This is a genomic window from Corynebacterium ammoniagenes DSM 20306 (assembly GCF_001941425.1).
GTDB lineage: Bacteria > Actinomycetota > Actinomycetes > Mycobacteriales > Mycobacteriaceae > Corynebacterium > Corynebacterium ammoniagenes.
Genome location: NZ_CP009244.1, coordinates 1415658 through 1431207, shown reverse-complemented (window position 1 = coordinate 1431207; position 15550 = coordinate 1415658). Strand labels below are relative to the sequence as shown.

At 58.3% G+C, this 15550-nt stretch carries 13 protein-coding genes; 6 read left to right on the top strand and 7 right to left on the bottom strand.

The features are described from left to right. Positions 1–45 precede the first annotated feature (45 nt). A complete protein-coding gene (locus tag CAMM_RS06565; RefSeq protein WP_003845770.1) occupies positions 46–648 on the bottom strand; it encodes a class I SAM-dependent methyltransferase in 603 nt (200 codons plus the stop codon). A gap of 134 nt (positions 649–782) precedes the next feature. Between CAMM_RS06565 and corA the strand changes: the two genes are divergently transcribed. Then, positions 783–1856 carry a magnesium/cobalt transporter CorA gene (gene corA, locus CAMM_RS06560; RefSeq protein ID WP_003845768.1) on the top strand — a complete coding sequence of 358 codons (1074 nt, stop codon included), beginning with the start codon at positions 783–785 and terminating at the stop codon, positions 1854–1856. A gap of 32 nt (positions 1857–1888) precedes the next feature. Here corA and CAMM_RS06555 read toward each other — a convergent pair whose 3' ends face one another. Further along, the gene (locus CAMM_RS06555) at positions 1889–2356 is read right to left on the bottom strand and encodes a PaaI family thioesterase (RefSeq protein ID WP_003845767.1); all 468 of its coding nucleotides are present in this window, start codon (positions 2354–2356) and stop codon (positions 1889–1891) included. 81 nt (positions 2357–2437) lie between these two features. Between CAMM_RS06555 and gndA the strand changes: the two genes are divergently transcribed. The 5 genes from gndA to CAMM_RS06530 all read left to right on the top strand — a co-directional run bounded on the left by gndA (position 2438) and on the right by CAMM_RS06530 (position 8960). Beyond that, positions 2438–3898, top strand: a complete 1461-nt coding sequence (gene gndA, locus CAMM_RS06550; protein WP_003845766.1) for an NADP-dependent phosphogluconate dehydrogenase — start codon at positions 2438–2440, stop codon at positions 3896–3898. Between the two features lie 35 nt (positions 3899–3933). Next, positions 3934–5286 (top strand): DEAD/DEAH box helicase, encoded by a 1353-nt coding sequence (locus CAMM_RS06545; RefSeq protein ID WP_003845764.1) that lies wholly within the window; start codon positions 3934–3936, stop codon positions 5284–5286. Between the two features lie 2 nt (positions 5287–5288). Then, on the top strand, positions 5289–6164 hold the full coding sequence (locus CAMM_RS06540; protein WP_040354550.1) for a hypothetical protein: 876 nt from the start codon (positions 5289–5291) through the stop codon (positions 6162–6164). A gap of 20 nt (positions 6165–6184) precedes the next feature. Beyond that, on the top strand, positions 6185–7054 hold the full coding sequence (locus tag CAMM_RS06535) for a hypothetical protein (protein ID WP_003845760.1): 870 nt from the start codon (positions 6185–6187) through the stop codon (positions 7052–7054). 250 nt (positions 7055–7304) lie between these two features. Beyond that, the gene (locus CAMM_RS06530; RefSeq protein ID WP_003845759.1) at positions 7305–8960 is read left to right on the top strand and encodes an HNH endonuclease signature motif containing protein; all 1656 of its coding nucleotides are present in this window, start codon (positions 7305–7307) and stop codon (positions 8958–8960) included. Positions 8961–9048: 88 nt separating this feature from the next. Here the strand turns inward: CAMM_RS06530 and CAMM_RS06525 are convergent, their stop codons facing one another. Genes CAMM_RS06525 through CAMM_RS06505 form a run of 5 tightly spaced genes read right to left on the bottom strand, consistent with a single transcriptional unit; the run spans position 9049 to position 15433 of the window. Beyond that, positions 9049–10308 carry an alkylhydroperoxidase domain protein gene (locus CAMM_RS06525; protein WP_003845757.1) on the bottom strand — a complete coding sequence of 420 codons (1260 nt, stop codon included), beginning with the start codon at positions 10306–10308 and terminating at the stop codon, positions 9049–9051. Between the two features lie 12 nt (positions 10309–10320). After that, a complete protein-coding gene (locus CAMM_RS06520) occupies positions 10321–11934 on the bottom strand; it encodes a dipeptide ABC transporter ATP-binding protein (RefSeq protein WP_003845755.1) in 1614 nt (537 codons plus the stop codon). Positions 11935–11938: 4 nt separating this feature from the next. Continuing rightward, complete coding sequence (locus CAMM_RS06515; RefSeq protein WP_003845753.1) at positions 11939–12814, bottom strand: ABC transporter permease; 876 nt, start codon at positions 12812–12814, stop codon at positions 11939–11941. Then, a complete protein-coding gene (locus CAMM_RS06510) occupies positions 12815–13753 on the bottom strand; it encodes an ABC transporter permease (protein ID WP_003845751.1) in 939 nt (312 codons plus the stop codon). Next, complete coding sequence (locus CAMM_RS06505) at positions 13754–15433, bottom strand: TIGR04028 family ABC transporter substrate-binding protein (protein ID WP_003845749.1); 1680 nt, start codon at positions 15431–15433, stop codon at positions 13754–13756. Positions 15434–15550: the final 117 nt, after the last annotated feature.

The following is a 15550-nucleotide window of genomic DNA, read 5'->3' as shown; positions in this document are numbered from 1 at the left end:
GGGTTGTCTCGGCGGGACTTACCCCAGAGGTCTTAGCCAGAGGTTTTATCCCAACAGGGAACTTCCGGGCCGTGAAAGCACGGCAACGAGGAAGGTGGAGTTGGCGCTGAAAGTATTCAAGTCCCACGAGGAGAACTTGAAGTCGATGTGGAAACCGACCTTTTCTACATCGTTCAAAAATTCGTCAAAGCTCCAGCCGCGGCCTTCGCCAAACCCGACGAGGAAGCGCCCGCCTGGTTCTAGGGCCTCAAAGATATTACGCAGGGCGCCCTCGCGGCCTTCGGGTGCTAAAAAGCCCATGACATTGCCGGCGGAGATTGCTAGGTCAAAACCGGAATCCGGAATCTCATCATTGGAGAGATCGCCGACCTCCCAACGCACATCAGGATGCTCCTCCTGCGCGTAATCAATCAAGATGGGGTCAATGTCCATGCCCATCACGTCATGGCCCTGACGCGCCAAATAGCCCCCAATTCGACCGGTGCCACAGCCGGCGTCCAGCACCTTCGAACCACGCTCCAGCATGGCATCCGCGGTGCGGGCCTCGCCGTAGATATCTTTGCCTTCGGCTTCCATGACTTTCCAGCGGCGAGCGTAGTTGTGTGAGTGTGAGGGGTCTGCGTCTGTGATTTCTTTCCAAGTAGCCATGACAATGAGTATAGGTGTTCCTCTTGCGGGTATGATTCCTTAGCGTTAATACCAGCGCCATCAGGACACCGTGCCTGGCGCTTTGTGGCCGCTTGTGCCACGTTCACATTCAATCCTGGGATAAGGAGGCTGATATGCCCGCTGTACCGTCGCCGTTTAGGCCACGCAAGCCGAAGGTGGAGCCTCCCTCACAGTCCAAGGTGAATGTGCCGGTGGAACGCGCTATCGAACACTGCCGAGTCTTCGTCGATGGCGAAGCCTTGCCCGGTGAATTTACTCCCCACTCAGCGCTAGAGACCGTCGCCGAATATGGCCGCGGGTTTGTCTGGGTAGGTTTGGTGGAACCCGTGGAGCACCACATGACGCGCATCGCAGAGCAATTTGGCATCCACGAGCTCATCGTCGAAGATGCCGTTGTCGCGCATCAGCGTCCCAAGCTTGAGCGTTACGATGACCAGCTCTTTGTCGTCGCACGCTCTGTCAACTACCGCGACTCGGACGAGGTCAAAGACCGCCGCGACGTCATTTCCACCGGTGAGGTGCAGATGATCATGGGCAAAAACTTCATCATCACCGTCTGCCACAAAGCCAAGTTGCCCAATTTGGCCTATACAGTCGCCGATGAGCAAGCCCTGGTGGAAATTGGCCCCGTGGCGATGGTCTGGAAGATCCTGGACATGCTGGTTGACCGTTACTCCGAGATTTCCGCGCTATTGGCGGTTGAGGTTGATGACATTGAAGAGGAAGTCTTTGAACCCGGCGTTCGCTTCGATGTCAACCGCATCTACCTGTATAAACGCGAGATTTTAGAGATGAAGCACGCCATCGAGCCGCTGTCCGCGGCGTTGAAGGCGTTGGTAGAAAACCACAAGGATCTCATCGACAAGCAAATCCGCTCCTACCTGCGCGATGTCAATGACCACCAATCTGTGGTCAAAGACCACATCCAAAGCTTCGATGAACGCCTGTCCTCGCTTCTCGATGTCTCCGTGGCCAAAGTATCCATGCAACAAAATACCGACATGCGTACTATTTCCGCGGTCGTTGGTATGGCCGCGGTCCCCACGCTCATCGCGGGTATTTATGGCATGAACTTCGATAATATGCCCGAGCTGCACACCGAATATGGCTACTATTTTTCCATCGCGTTTATGATCATCACCGTGGGCGTGATCTTCTGGTGGTTCCGCAAAAATAACTGGCTTTAGCATAAATAGATAGATAGCTGACTATCTATCTGCTACCCCAGCGTCATCGTCCGCAGCTTGGACAGCGCAACGAGCTGGCCGTCGTGGCGCAATTCAACATTCCACACTTGACTACGCCGCCCCGTGTGGATGGGTGTGGCACGCGCTTCGATGACGCCCGCCTTAACGGATTTGAGAAAGTCGGTGTTGTTGTTGACACCGACGACTACCTCACCAGCCTGGACGACCCCGGCCAAAGAGCCGACAGATTCCGCAATGGAACTAAATACCCCGCCGTTAACCAAGCCCCAGGGTTGTAACAGCGCCGGGTTCACAGTCACCTCAGCGCGTACCTCCCCGCGGGCGATGTGGGTATAACGCAGACCCAAGGTCGCATCGAAGCCGACGGCATTTTCATTAAGCAGCGCAAGCTCCTCGGTGTCCAGCGGCCGTTCATGCGCCAGTTTGAGCAGTTCTGCGAGCTTGTCGCGGGTTTTATCCGCGTTGTGGGAGGAGTTCATAACCCTTAATCATAGGCACCGCGGAGGCTTTGGCAGCCACTAAGCGGCACCGCGTGCAAGAGTGTGCGTAAAATACCGGGCATGAGTGAATCTACTGATCAAGCCCACATTGGTGTTGTTGGCTTGGCTGTTATGGGCAGCAACTTAGCCCGTAATTTCGCCCGCAATGGCAACACCGTCGCCGTCTACAACCGCAGCCCGGAGCGCACCCGCGCGCTGATCCAGGATCATGGCGAGGAAGGAAACTTCATTCCTTCTGAATCCATCGAGGATTTCGTTGCGTCCTTAGAGCGCCCCCGCAAGGCCATCATCATGGTTCAAGCGGGCGCTGCGACCGATGCCGTTATCGAGCAGCTGGCAGACGCGATGGATGATGGTGACATCATCATCGACGGCGGCAATGCGCTGTACACGGACACCATCCGCCGCGAAAAGGAGATGGCACAGCGCAACCGTCACTTCGTCGGCGCTGGCATTTCCGGTGGTGAAGAAGGTGCGTTGAATGGCCCGTCGATCATGCCAGGTGGTCCAGCGGAGTCCTGGAAGACCTTGGGCCCGATCCTCGAATCCATCGCGGCTGTCGTCGACGGGGTTCCATGTGTGACCCACATTGGACCTGATGGCGCGGGGCACTTTGTCAAGATGGTTCACAATGGCATTGAGTACGCTGACATGCAGGTTATCGGCGAGGCTTACCAGTTGCTGCGCTACGGCGCGGGCATGGAGCCAGCAGAAATTGCCGCAGTCTTCCAGGAGTGGAATTCCGGCGACTTGGATTCCTACCTCATTGAAATCACCGCAGAAGTACTAGGCACCACGGATCCAGACACTGGCAAGCCGCTTGTCGATGTCATCCTCGACGCCGCCGGTCAAAAAGGCACCGGCCGTTGGACCGCCATTAGCGGCTTGGACTTTGGCATCCCGATTACCGCTATCGCCGAAGCTGTCTTTGCACGTGCCCTGTCCTCTTCCGCCGATCAGCGCTCCGCTGCCCAAGAGGGCGACCTGCCAGCCGGCACCGCGGTTGATTTTGAGGCCTTGGGTATCAGCCGCGAGGAGTTCATCGAAGATGTCCGCCGCGCGCTGTATGCCTCCAAATTGATTGCGTATTCACAAGGCTTTGACCTCATCAAGGCCGGCTCCGATGAGCACAACTGGAACGTGGATCCGCGCGATCTGGCCACCATCTGGCGTGGCGGTTGCATCATCCGCGCGAAGTTCCTCGACCGCATCCGCGAAGCATACGACACCAATCCGCAGCTGCCAGCGCTGATTTTGGATCCTTACTTCAAGCATGAGCTTGCCGATCTCATCGATCCGTGGCGCCGCGTTGTTATCGCCGCAACGCAACTAGGCTTGCCAGCACCGGTCTTTGCCTCCTCGCTCTCCTACTACGATTCCCTGCGTGCATCACGTCTGCCAGCAGCATTGGTACAAGGCCAGCGTGACTTCTTCGGCGCGCACACCTTTAAGCGCGTGGATAAAGAAGGCACCTATCACATCGAGTGGTCGGCGGACCGTTCGATTACCAAGATGGATTAACTTCTGGCTTAGTTCGGCGGCTAAAGTAGAAGGCAATGACTACTTTTGCCGATCTCGGCTTGCCCCGGCCCATTGTTTCCGTCCTCGCACAGCAGGGCATCACCTCGCCGTTTCCTATCCAGGAAGCGGCGATTCCTGACGCTCTGGCCGGAAAGGACATCCTTGGCCGCGGCCCCACAGGTTCCGGCAAGACGTTTACGTTTGGCTTGCCGATGATCGCCCGCCTCGCCGGTTCCGGTGCCTCCAAGCCTGGTCGCCCGCGTGGTTTGGTGCTTGCGCCAACCCGCGAATTGGCCATTCAGATTCAGCAGCGCTTGGATGAGCCCGCTAACGCCATGGGCCTGCGGGTGTTGTCCGTGGTCGGTGGCGTCAACATCAACAACCACATCCGTCAGCTCGCCCGCCCCGTAGACATCTTGGTAGCCACTCCAGGTCGCGCGCAGGACTTGGTCAACCAGAAGAAGCTTTCGCTTTCCGATGCCACCTTGACCGCCCTCGACGAAGCCGACCAAATGGCTGACATGGGCTTTTTGCCCCAGGTCAAAAAACTTCTGGCCCTGACCCCAGACAACGCCCAGCGACTGCTGTTTTCGGCCACCTTGGACGGCGATGTTAACAAGTTAGTCTCCCGCTTCATGCACGATCCCGTCACCCACTCCACAGCGCCGGTACAGGCCTCCGTGGACACCATGAAGCACTACGTATTCTTCGTCGGTGAGCGCGAAGACCGCAATAAGGTCGTGCTTCGCATTGCTGCCCGCGAGGGCAAGACCATCATGTTCATGCGCACCAAACACGGTGTGGACCGCCAGGCGAAGAAACTGCGCCGCGCGGGCATCCCCGCCATGGGGCTGCACGGTGATAAGGGCCAAAATACTCGTTCCACTACCCTGCAAGGTTTTGCCGATGGCAGCGTATCCGTGCTGGTTGCTACCGATATCGCCGCCCGCGGCATCGATGTCCACGATGTCTCCTTGGTCGTCCACGTTGACCCACCAGCCGAGCACAAAGCCTATCTGCACCGCGCTGGGCGCACCGCCCGTGCCGGCGAAGCAGGCAGCGTAGTCACCTTAGTGATGAATGAACAACGCGATGAAGTGGCCAAGCTGATTGACAAGGCCGGCGTGGATGCAGAAACGATTGATATCTCCACCGACTCCAGCCCCGCGCATAATCGCACCTTAGCCACCATCACGGGCGCCCAGTCGCCCACCGGCGTGGCGCTTCCGGAGCCCGGACAGCAACAACAATCAGCCGCGAAGCCGCAGTCAAAGCAACCTCGTGGCAAGTCGCGGTCTACCTCTGCGCGCAGTGGCCAACGGGGCAGGGGTGCATCGTCAAGCAATAAGCCCTCCCGCAACTCCAACTCACGGCGCCGCTCACGGTAAATATGTCTGTTCTCCCCCGTTCCGAATGGCAAACGCGCATGGCTGCGCATGAGCACCGCGCGGATGAGCTGCTGGCAACCTACCGATACCGGCATGAAAAGCACCCGGTTTTTGACTTTTTATTCAACTACTACCCGGTGCGCCCTAAGCACCTGCGCCAATGGCACCCCGGCGTGGGCACGCTGCTTGCCGATGCCTCCGACGCACCCCATGCGACCTGGCGCGATTATGTGACCGCTGACGGTGCTGTTGGGCTAGATCTTGCAGCATTTTGGTCTCGACGCGGCGATGCCATGGACCATATCCATCGGCTGTTAGTAAATTCTGAAGCTAATCCTTCCCGCTTTGAATGCTTTGGGCTGCATGAGTGGGCGATGCTGTATCAATCCACCGAAACCCGCCACGACTTGCCGTTACGGCTGGGGCAGGAAGGCACCGATGAGGTGGTAGAAACCCACCGCATCCGATGCACCCACTACGATGCCTTCCGATTTTTCACTCCCCCTGCGCGGTCTTTAAACCTGACGGTTTTGGAGCGCACAGACCAGGTGAACGTGGAGCAAGCCGGCTGCGTGCACGCGACCATGGACCTGTACAAATGGGCGTGGAAGATGGGACCATTGGTGCCAGGCGAGCTTTTCTTGGACACCCTCGAGCTGGCTGTCGATGCACGGATTTTGGACATGGAAGCCTCGCCCTATGATTGCCGCGAGCTTGGATTTTCGGTGGTGGCCATCGAAACGCTTGAGGGCAAGGCTGAATATGTGCGCCGTCAACGAAATCTTGCCGATCGCGCAAAGCCAATGCGCAGTCGGCTTGTCGCACTGATTGAGGACGCTAAACGCGCTAATCTAAAGCCCGGTAATACTGTGGCGTAGGAAATGAAAGGCACTGCAGAATGGCTCGGCACTCAAATGGACAAGAGAACTACAAGCCCGCTGGCTGGGTCATCGCTGTGGCCATCGCTGTCATCGTGGCCGTCATCGCGCTGCTATTTTTCCTCCTAGGCGGTGACGACAACGACGACGTCAATAACGCTGCAGACTCCGAAACCAGCGCACAGGCGCCCGCGGAAACTGACGAGGTAGCTGAGGAGTCGGAGTCGGTTGCGCCTTCTGCAGAGTCTGCAACGTCGGAGACTTCCGAGGCTGCTGAATCTGAGGACAAGGAAGCTGCGAGCTCGGAGCCTGCGACTCCTTCGGAGAAGGCACCCGCTCCCGCTGCTGCTTCCGCCGATACCCTCATCTTGCTGGATACTTCTGCCGGCCTTGCTGGACAATTTGACCAGGTTACCGGTGCGTTGGCCAACACCGCGCACGCTCTGGGCGCCGATGGCAAAGCTGTTGCCCTATGGAACTACTCCTCTCCCCTAAACCCCGGCGTGACCGTGGGATACCGCGACAACCTGGGCTTTGGCAACGGTGACGAAGCCGCCGACACCATCAAGGCATTTGGCACGGGCGGCGAGCCACAGTCGCGCCCAGCGATTATCGCAGCGGCCGATACCGCAGCTGACCGCGCCGCTGATATTAATGGCCCTGTGCGCGTCTTGGTGGTCACGACCGGCACAGTCACCAATATGGATGATGCTGCCTTTACTGAGGCCTTTAAGCAGGCTGCGGGCGATAACGTGGAGCTGTCCGTGGTTCACGTAGGCCCAGGCGAGCCAGATGCTGCTATCGAAAATGTGGCAACCGAGTTCACCACAGTCGACGGGACGGATGCCGGTGCTGTCGCTGATGCTTTGAAGGCTGCTGCCGGAGCATAAATTACCCCCGTTAGCGGGCTAAATAAGGGCTTTAATCTTGCGAGATTAGGCCCTTATTTTTATGCCTTCTAATCGCTTCTTTCGCCAGTTCGCAAGAGCATATTTCAAGGTTGAAGTAATATTCGCGGGCTATTTGTTTTCGAAAATAGGCGCGACAAAGTCCGGGAGGTGGGTTATGATTTGTGGCAAGACAGCATCGAATGAATGGTGAGCCGGAAACGGCGGTGAACAGCGAAAGGGGGTTAATGTCATGAAGGGATATCATCCGGAATCACGGCGGCAGGACCGTCAGATTGCGCATGGAATTATTCGAGATTCTATCGCACATATCACCACGGATCTGACCAATCTGCAGGCCGCCATGCATTCCGTGGATACCTTGAAATTTCACGACATTTACCTCCTGATGGAAGATCTCGAGGAATCTTTCGGCAAAAAGACTTTTATCGATGCCGCCTTCGCACACCTTGCCGAGCGCGACGATGCCGGACGCATGGTCTCGTCCTCGCATGCCACCGAGTACTTCATCAAGCGCATGAAGCTGTCCTATGGCGAGGCCATGGTTCGACTCCGCAATGCTGAAACTATTTTCGGTGAAGATGTAAAGCCTGATCCGGGCCCACCTCCTACCCCGGAGCCGGAACCAGAACCGGAAGAGGAGCCGGTGGACAGTTCCGCGGAAGACGACGTGCAGGCAAACGCGCAAGCCGAGGCCGAGAAGAAAAAGCGCGCGGAGGAAGAGCGCGAGCGTCAACGCCGTAGGGAGCGCGAGGAACAAGAGGCTCGTCAGCGTGAGGCCGATGAGCGCGCAGAGCGCGAAAATGAAGCCAAGGCACGAAACCGTGACAAGCTCGGAAGCGGTTCCATTCCTGCCGATGTGCTGCGCATGATCGACTTTGAGCTGCGCCAGCTCGATCGCTATGCACAGCCCGGAAGGCACGAATTGCGTTCCCAGGCAATAGACAAGGCGCGCGAGCTATCCAAGTCGCAGCTGAAGACCTGGCTGCGCAAAGCCATCCGGCACGCCAATGCCAAAGCGGTGATGCCCAATGGCGAGCGGGATAACACCGCACTGCTGAAAAAGCGGGAATTGCATATCTCTCAACCCGATGCCGAGGGCATGGTTTCTTTCCGCGGCAAGCTCGACCCTGCCTCGGCGGCAATCTTCATGAAGGCAATGTCTCCTGCCGCGCGTCCGGGCTTCGACAAGGAGGAAACGGGTTATGAGGATACTCGTAGCCTGGCACAGCGCCGCGGTGACCAGCTCACGCAGCTGTGCTCGAATTTCATGTCCACCCGTCACCCTGACTCCGGTTTGGGTACCATCGTGGTCTCTGCAACGCGTCAGGAGTTGGAGAACCTCTCCCCTGACACCCTGCTGCCGACCGATACAGGCATCTTCCTCACCCCGCTGGACCTCGTCAGGCTCGGCGCGGCCGGAAGTGACTACTTGTGTATCATGGATGACACTAATTTCCAGCCGCTGGCGTTAGGACGTAGCCGCCGAAATGCTAATTTAGCGCAAAAGATAGCGCTGGTAGCTGCCGAAATGGTGTGCTCGCACGATGGCTGTGAGGTTCCGGCAACGAACTGCGATGTCCACCATATTGTGGCGTGGAGCTATCAAGGTGTGACGGATTTACACAATCTGACGCTGCGATGTCGCAGGCACCACGGCGACAATAATGATGCCCGAGATTTCAGGCATAATATGGCGCATGCTGCGCGATGTTCCGAAACCGGCCGCGCGGGTACCCAGTATCCATATAGCGATGGTCTGCGGTTTAATGATTCCACTGCAGCGCAGCAATCGGCCCACCACAAATTAAAGACGCAGGATCCGCCGGGGCCAGGATCCTCTCCCACTGATAGTCCTCGACATGATGACGTGAATTCTCCCGCCTAAAACCAAACCACGAAGAAGATCCCCAGCGTGTGCAGTTTCGGGGATCTTCTTCGTGGTTGCTTTATGTGGGTGCTTGGTTAGCTACTGATTAGCGAAAGCGCTCGGGCACGTTGGGCTCACCCAAGGTAAGCATCAGCCGGTTGGCCCAGTTGAAAAAGGCCGAGGAGTTGATGACATCAATGATGCTCAAATCATCCAAGCCGACCTCCCGCAGTGCCGCAACATGCTTTTCGGTAAAAGCGGAGGGAGTCGCGGTTAGTGCCACGGCGGCGTCGCGGATGGCGGACCAGTCCTGGGTGCCCAGGTCGGCGTCAATGCCCTCATCGAGTAAGCGGTGGATGGCGTCGGCATCGCCGCCTTCTTCCTTCGCGCGGGCCTGGTGCACCGAGGCGCAGTATTCGCAGCCGTTGAAGCGGGAGGCCACGGTTGCGGCGAGCTCGCGCTCCGCGCGCCCGAGACCGCCCTCGGTATTGTAGAAAATGTCCAGGTCGGTCAACGTGCGCGCCTTGAGTGCTGCGGGGTCACGCGCCAGCAGGCGGAAATAGGGCATGTCCTTGCGCTCGGGCTTAATGAGCGCGTCGATGTGGACGTCGGTGAGATCCTCTTTGGCCATGGAAGGCACCCAGGGTTCCCAGCCCAGGGCGTGGTTGACAAACTTGGTCGGCTTGACCACGTCGGGAAGCAAGGTGTTGTCCGTCGGTGCCCAGCCGGGATCGGCGACGGTGGTAGCAATCGCTGAGCCAGTGCTTTGCGATGCCACACTGCCTGTAGAAGCAGAGCCTGCTGAAGCGGAGGCCGTTGCTTGCGCTCCTGTCCCAGCCAGCACCTGAATGCCGTGCGCCACGCGCTGCTGGAAAGCCAGGAAAGCAATCAATTGGCTCAACGATACGATGTCATCGGCGGACCAGCCGGCCGCATCCAAGTGGCCAATGGATGCGGGGCTGGCGTCCTTGGGGTGGAAGGTCAGCAGGTGCGCGAAATCCAGCCCGGCGGCCAAGCGTTGCCCCAACGCGGACTGCGGGTCAAACACGGTGAACTCGCCGCCGTGGAATGGGCCCGTGGTGGTGCCGGCGGTAATGGCTTGCTGGAGGGCGGCAACGAGGTCGTCCTCGGCCTCATCGGCAAGCAAGTCGAGGTAGAAGGTAGCAGCGCGCCCGGACTGTGCCACCCCGGCGACAAATGCCGCGACGGCATAGCGCTCCGCGTAGCTAAACGTGCCTGGATCCTGCGGCTCCAATAAAGCTTCAAAGCTGATTTGTGCATTAGCTACGGCATCCGGGCGACGCTCGCGCAGGGCGATGATCTCGGCATCATCGATGCCAGCGAGTTGGTTAATAATATCGGTCATGATCTCCTCTTTCTATAGCCCCAAGTTTAGGTCACCAGCGCGGTAGCGGTGCCCCGGGATAGCGCCGATGAGCTCGCGGGTGAACTCGGACTGCGGATTGCGGAAGACCTCTTCGGTCACGCCGTGCTCTACCTGTTCGCCGCGGCGCAGCACGCTGACGGTATCGGAGATCTGGCGTACCACCGCAAGATCGTGCGAGATGAAGATATAGGTCAAGCTCAAATCCTTCTGCAGCTGATCCAGCAGGCGGATGATCTGGGCTTGCACCGTGACATCCAAAGCGGAGACAGCCTCATCCAAAATCACGAGTTCCGGTTCGACGATAAGCGCCCGGGCAATCGCAACGCGCTGGCGCTGGCCTCCCGAAAGCTCCCGTGGCCGGCGCGAATACATATCTGCATCTAAAGACACCAGCTCCAAAAACTCCTGTGCGCGGGCCTGCGCCTTCGACTTGGAAGCGCCGGTGAAGTTTCGATACGGCTCGGCGATGATATCGCCAATACGCATGCGCGGGTCAAGGGAGGAATACGGATTTTGATACACCAGCTGAATATTGCTGCGCAGCTGCTTGCGTTCCGAAGCCTTGGTCGCCAGGATATCTACCCCACCGACGGTGATGGAACCCTCCGTTGGGGTTTCAAACAGCGAAACCATTCGCCCCGTCGTGGTCTTGCCGGAGCCTGACTCCCCGACCAGCGCATGGGTCGTTCCCGGGCGCACCTCAAAGGAAATATCTTCCACTGCGGTGAAATCGCCATAGGTTTTTGTCAGGCCAGATACCTTGACCAATGGTTCATTGGTGGTATCTGCTGGTGCCTGGCGGCGGATCTCTGGGGTGGCGAGCGAGGGGGCATCGGCAAGCAAGCGCTTTGAATAGTCGTGCTGCGGGTCCGTGAGCACATTCGCCGCTAGTCCCGCCTCACGCACCTGGCCTTTTTCCATGACCACGATGCGATCGGCGCGGTCACCGGCCACCGCCAGGTCGTGGGTAATAAATAAAATGCCCAGGCCTAAGTCCGCGCGCATCCGATCCAGCAGGTCCAAAATAACTTTCTGCACGGTGACATCCAGCGCGGAGGTGGGCTCATCGGCGATGATCAGGTCCGGCTCCAACGACAACGCGGCGGCAATGAGCACGCGCTGTTTCATACCGCCGGATAATTCGTGCGGGTACTGGTGATAGCGACGCTCGGGATCGTCAATACCGACGGTGCCCAGCAGCTCAATGGCGCGTCGCTTGCGATCTTCGGCGGTGCCCTGCCGGTGGATGACCATGGCCTCCTCAACCGAGGCGCCGATGGTTTTGACCGGATTGAGAGAGTTATTCGGATCCTGCGGGATCAGCGCAATCTGCTGCCCGCGCAGCTGGCGCCACTGACTATTAGACAGGTTAGTAATATCGCGGCTCTTAGAATGCATCACGCCCGTATCCACGCTGGCGTTGCGCGGCAAGAGCCCAATGGCTGCCATGGCGGTGGTGGATTTGCCGGAGCCGGACTCACCCACGATAGCCGTGATCTCGCCGGGTAGGACTTCCAGGCTCACCCCGGACACGGCGGGGATATCGCCCTTGCGGGTTTGGTAGCTCACGGCCAGGTTGTCAATGTGTAGCAATGGGGTTGACATGCTCTTAGGCCTCCGTGTGGATGTTGTGGGAGAGGTGGTTGGCGGACATGACCACGGCGATAATCGCCAAACCTGGGAAGGTTACAACCCACCCGGCGGTGGCAACGAAGTCGCGGCCATCGGCAATGATCAGGCCCCACTCGGGGATTGGTGGCGGTGCGCCGTAGCCCAAAAATCCAAGGATGGCCAGCTGCAAGATGGCGCTGCCGAATTGCAAGGTAGCCAGGGCAATCACCGGGGTGAGCGAGTTGGGCAGGATGTGCTTAAACAGCACCTGCACGCTCGAGGCGCCGGATCCGTAGGCGGCCTCAATAAAGTCGGACTTGGCCACCGACATCACCTGCGAACGCGCCAAGCGCGCGAAGGTAGCCACCGAAGTCATACCCACCGCAAACGCGGCATTGGTCGATCCGAATCCGAGGATGATGATGATCGACAGCGACAGCAAGATGCCGGGGATGGACAGCAGGACATCCACGAGCCGCATGATGACGGAGTCAACCCATCCGCCGCGGGTGCCGGCGATAAGGCCGAGCAAGGTGCCCAGCACCAGACCCACGGCCACGGCGATTAGTGCGCCGAATAAGGATTGCTGCGCACCGTAGATAATGCGGGTGTAGACATCGCGGCCGACGGCATCGGTGCCCATCCAGTGCGCGCCGCTGGGTGCCTGCAGCGCGACGTCGGTACCGGCATACGGGTCAGAGTTGGTAAACAGGCTGGGGAAAAGCGCCCAGGCAAAGGCGATGACAAGGATGATGATCGCGATGATCGAGCCGGGAGTTGTCCACGGGTTGTGTCCCTTGTGCGCTTTGGGGCGCTTTGCTGTCGAGTTCAGCCGGGATTGTTCGTGCTTGGGTGAAGACGTCTGATTAGTCATTTACTGAGCCTTCCTGCGCAAGCGCACGTCAAGGACTGGATACAGCAGGTCCACGATGAGGTTGATGATGATATACGCGGTGGCAGCGATAACGACCACGGCCAGCAGCACGGGAGTGTCACGGTTGGACACCGCCTGCACGGTCATATTGCCCAGGCCCGCGCGGCCAAAGACGGTTTCGGTCACCACGGCGCCGCCTACGAGCTCGCCAAAGAGCAAGCCCACCATGGTCAGCGCCGGCAAAATGGCATTGCGCAGCACATTGCGCCAGAAAATCCATGCTTCCGAGGCACCCTTGGCGCGCACCACCTGCACAAACGACAGCTGGTTGACCTCGTCGATGGAGCGAATCAGCACCTGAATCAGCGGGGCCGCCATGGGCACCACCAAGGTCAGCGTCGGCAGGATAAGACCTTCAATTGGGCCGGGGTTAATCGCCGAGACCCAACCTAGCCGGAAGGAGAAAAACTGCAGCAGCAGGATCGCCAGCCAAAAGCCGGGCAAAGAAACCAGCAGCGAAGGCAGGCTACGGAAGAAGGTTCCGATAAAGCCCAGCCCCGGCACGGTCGCCAGGTACGCGACAATCAGCGCGAGGATAATGGCCAGGCCCACCGAGGTGGTTGCCAGGGCCAAGGTATAAGGCAGGTTTTCGGCCACCATCGTCGATACCGCGGTGCCCGATTGCACGGAGGTACCAAAGTTGCCGGTCACAAATCCGCCCAGGGTGGTCAAAAATTGCACCAGAATGGGCTTATCGATGCCCATCTCCTCGCGAATGCCATCGATTTCTGCTTGGGAAAGTCCCAGCGCCGGTGCGCCGTAGCGCGCCATGACGCCATCGGATGGCAGCGCGGAAAGTAAGAAGAACGCCACGGTGAACGTGATAAATAGCACCAGGACGGATTGCCCGATGCGACGAGCTAATGCTCCGGTAGTCATTTACTGTGCCTCCTCGTGGTCGATCCACGCACCATAGAAACTGGGCCGCCCAATGGCCTCCGGGGCAAAGCCCTTGAGATACGGCTGGACCGCATAGACCACTGGCTCTTCAAATAGGGGCAAGGCATAGGCCTGCTCGGTGACATAGTCCTGCACTGCTGCAGCAGCCTCCGCACGTCCCTCATCGCCTGCGGTAGAGACCACGTTGCTCAAGAGGTCTTCCAAGTGCTGGTCCAAGACATTGCCGTTGTCGTCTTGGTTGATGAAGGAATCGCGGTTATCAACTGAATAGTGGGACTTAATCACGTCATAATCGGCGCGACCGACCATGGTGTGATCCACCTGGATTTTATTGGGGTCTTTGGAATCCGCATCCTGGGTCGCCTGGTCACCGGAGTTGAGGTGCAGCTCAATGCCGATATTGCTCAGCTGCTCCTGAATCATGGTGATCACCTCGCGCGAGCGGGGCTGCGGCATCGCGAGCTTGGCGGTAATGCTCAAGCGTTTGCCATCTTTAACCCGCACGCCATCGCTGCCGAGCTCCCACCCGGCGTCATCGAGAAGCTGTGCTGCGCGCTCTGGATCGAATTCATAGGCATCGCCCTGGTCCTTATAGCCCAGCGCATTTTCGGCCATCGTGGAGGTGGCCAGCGGGTAAGACTCGGAAAAGAGCACGTGAATAATCTGCTCGCGGTCCACACCATGGATCACGGCCTCACGCACGGCTTTGTCATCAAAGGGCCAAGCGTTAAAGCGAAACGCCAGCTGGTTATTCATGCCATTGGTGCCATGAGAGACGACGTTGATGCCGGCATCGTTCAGGTGAGATTCCTGCGGCGCGGATACCTGCCGCACAATTTGCACCTGGTCGGAGGTAATCGCACCCGTGCGCATGGATTCTTCCGCCGCCAGCACATAGTTAATGCCATCTAGGCGCGCCCGGCCTTGGTGCTCGTGCGCCGGCGGTGCCCAGTCGTAGTCTTCCCGCGCCGACAGGTGCAGGTCCGTGCCCAGCTTTTCGCCATCGATGACGAAGGGGCCAGAGCCAATAATCGCCTCGGCGTTGCCGGGGCCAAAGCCCTCATTGTCTAATTCCAGCGTCGAATCAGCCAGCAAGCCAGCATTGAAGGATGATACTGCTTGCTCAAAGCCCGGGGAAGGTTCCGAGAAATAGAATTTCACGGTGTCTTCATCCACGACTTCGCCGCGCTCGTAGTTGGAAATCTGCTCGGAGACATTCAGCAGACGCTCATCATCGCCTTGGCCGTACAGGTCGATATTGCGCACCACGTTTTCCGCTGTTAGCGGCGTGCCATCGGAATAGGTGACATCGGTGCGGATATCGAAGGTAAATTCCGTTGCGTCGGCGTTAATCTCCGGCAGGTCGGTAGCAATCCACGGAGAAAGCTCCAAGGTCTCCGGGTCTTGGTACAACAAACGGTCCGTAATCTGATTGACTACTGCGCCATTGGGATAAAAGCCCGCCGCCGGTGGGTACAAGGTACGGAAAAACTGAGGCTCGAGGTAGGTAATTTCATTGGCCTCAATGCCGGCCGTATCCGTAACGTCACCTTCTTCGCTTTCTGCGTTTGTGGTGCATGCGGCCACCAAACTGGTAGCCAGCAGTACCGCAAAGGCGCCCAGGACACGTGCATTCCCGGGGCGATGTATGCGTTTCACTAATCCGCGTCACTTTCTTATAGCTGATTTGAATGGGTTGTTATTATTCGATGTAGAAAACTTAACAGATACCGAACTGGATTGTCTTTTTTGGGTAGACTACACTGTCTATAGATT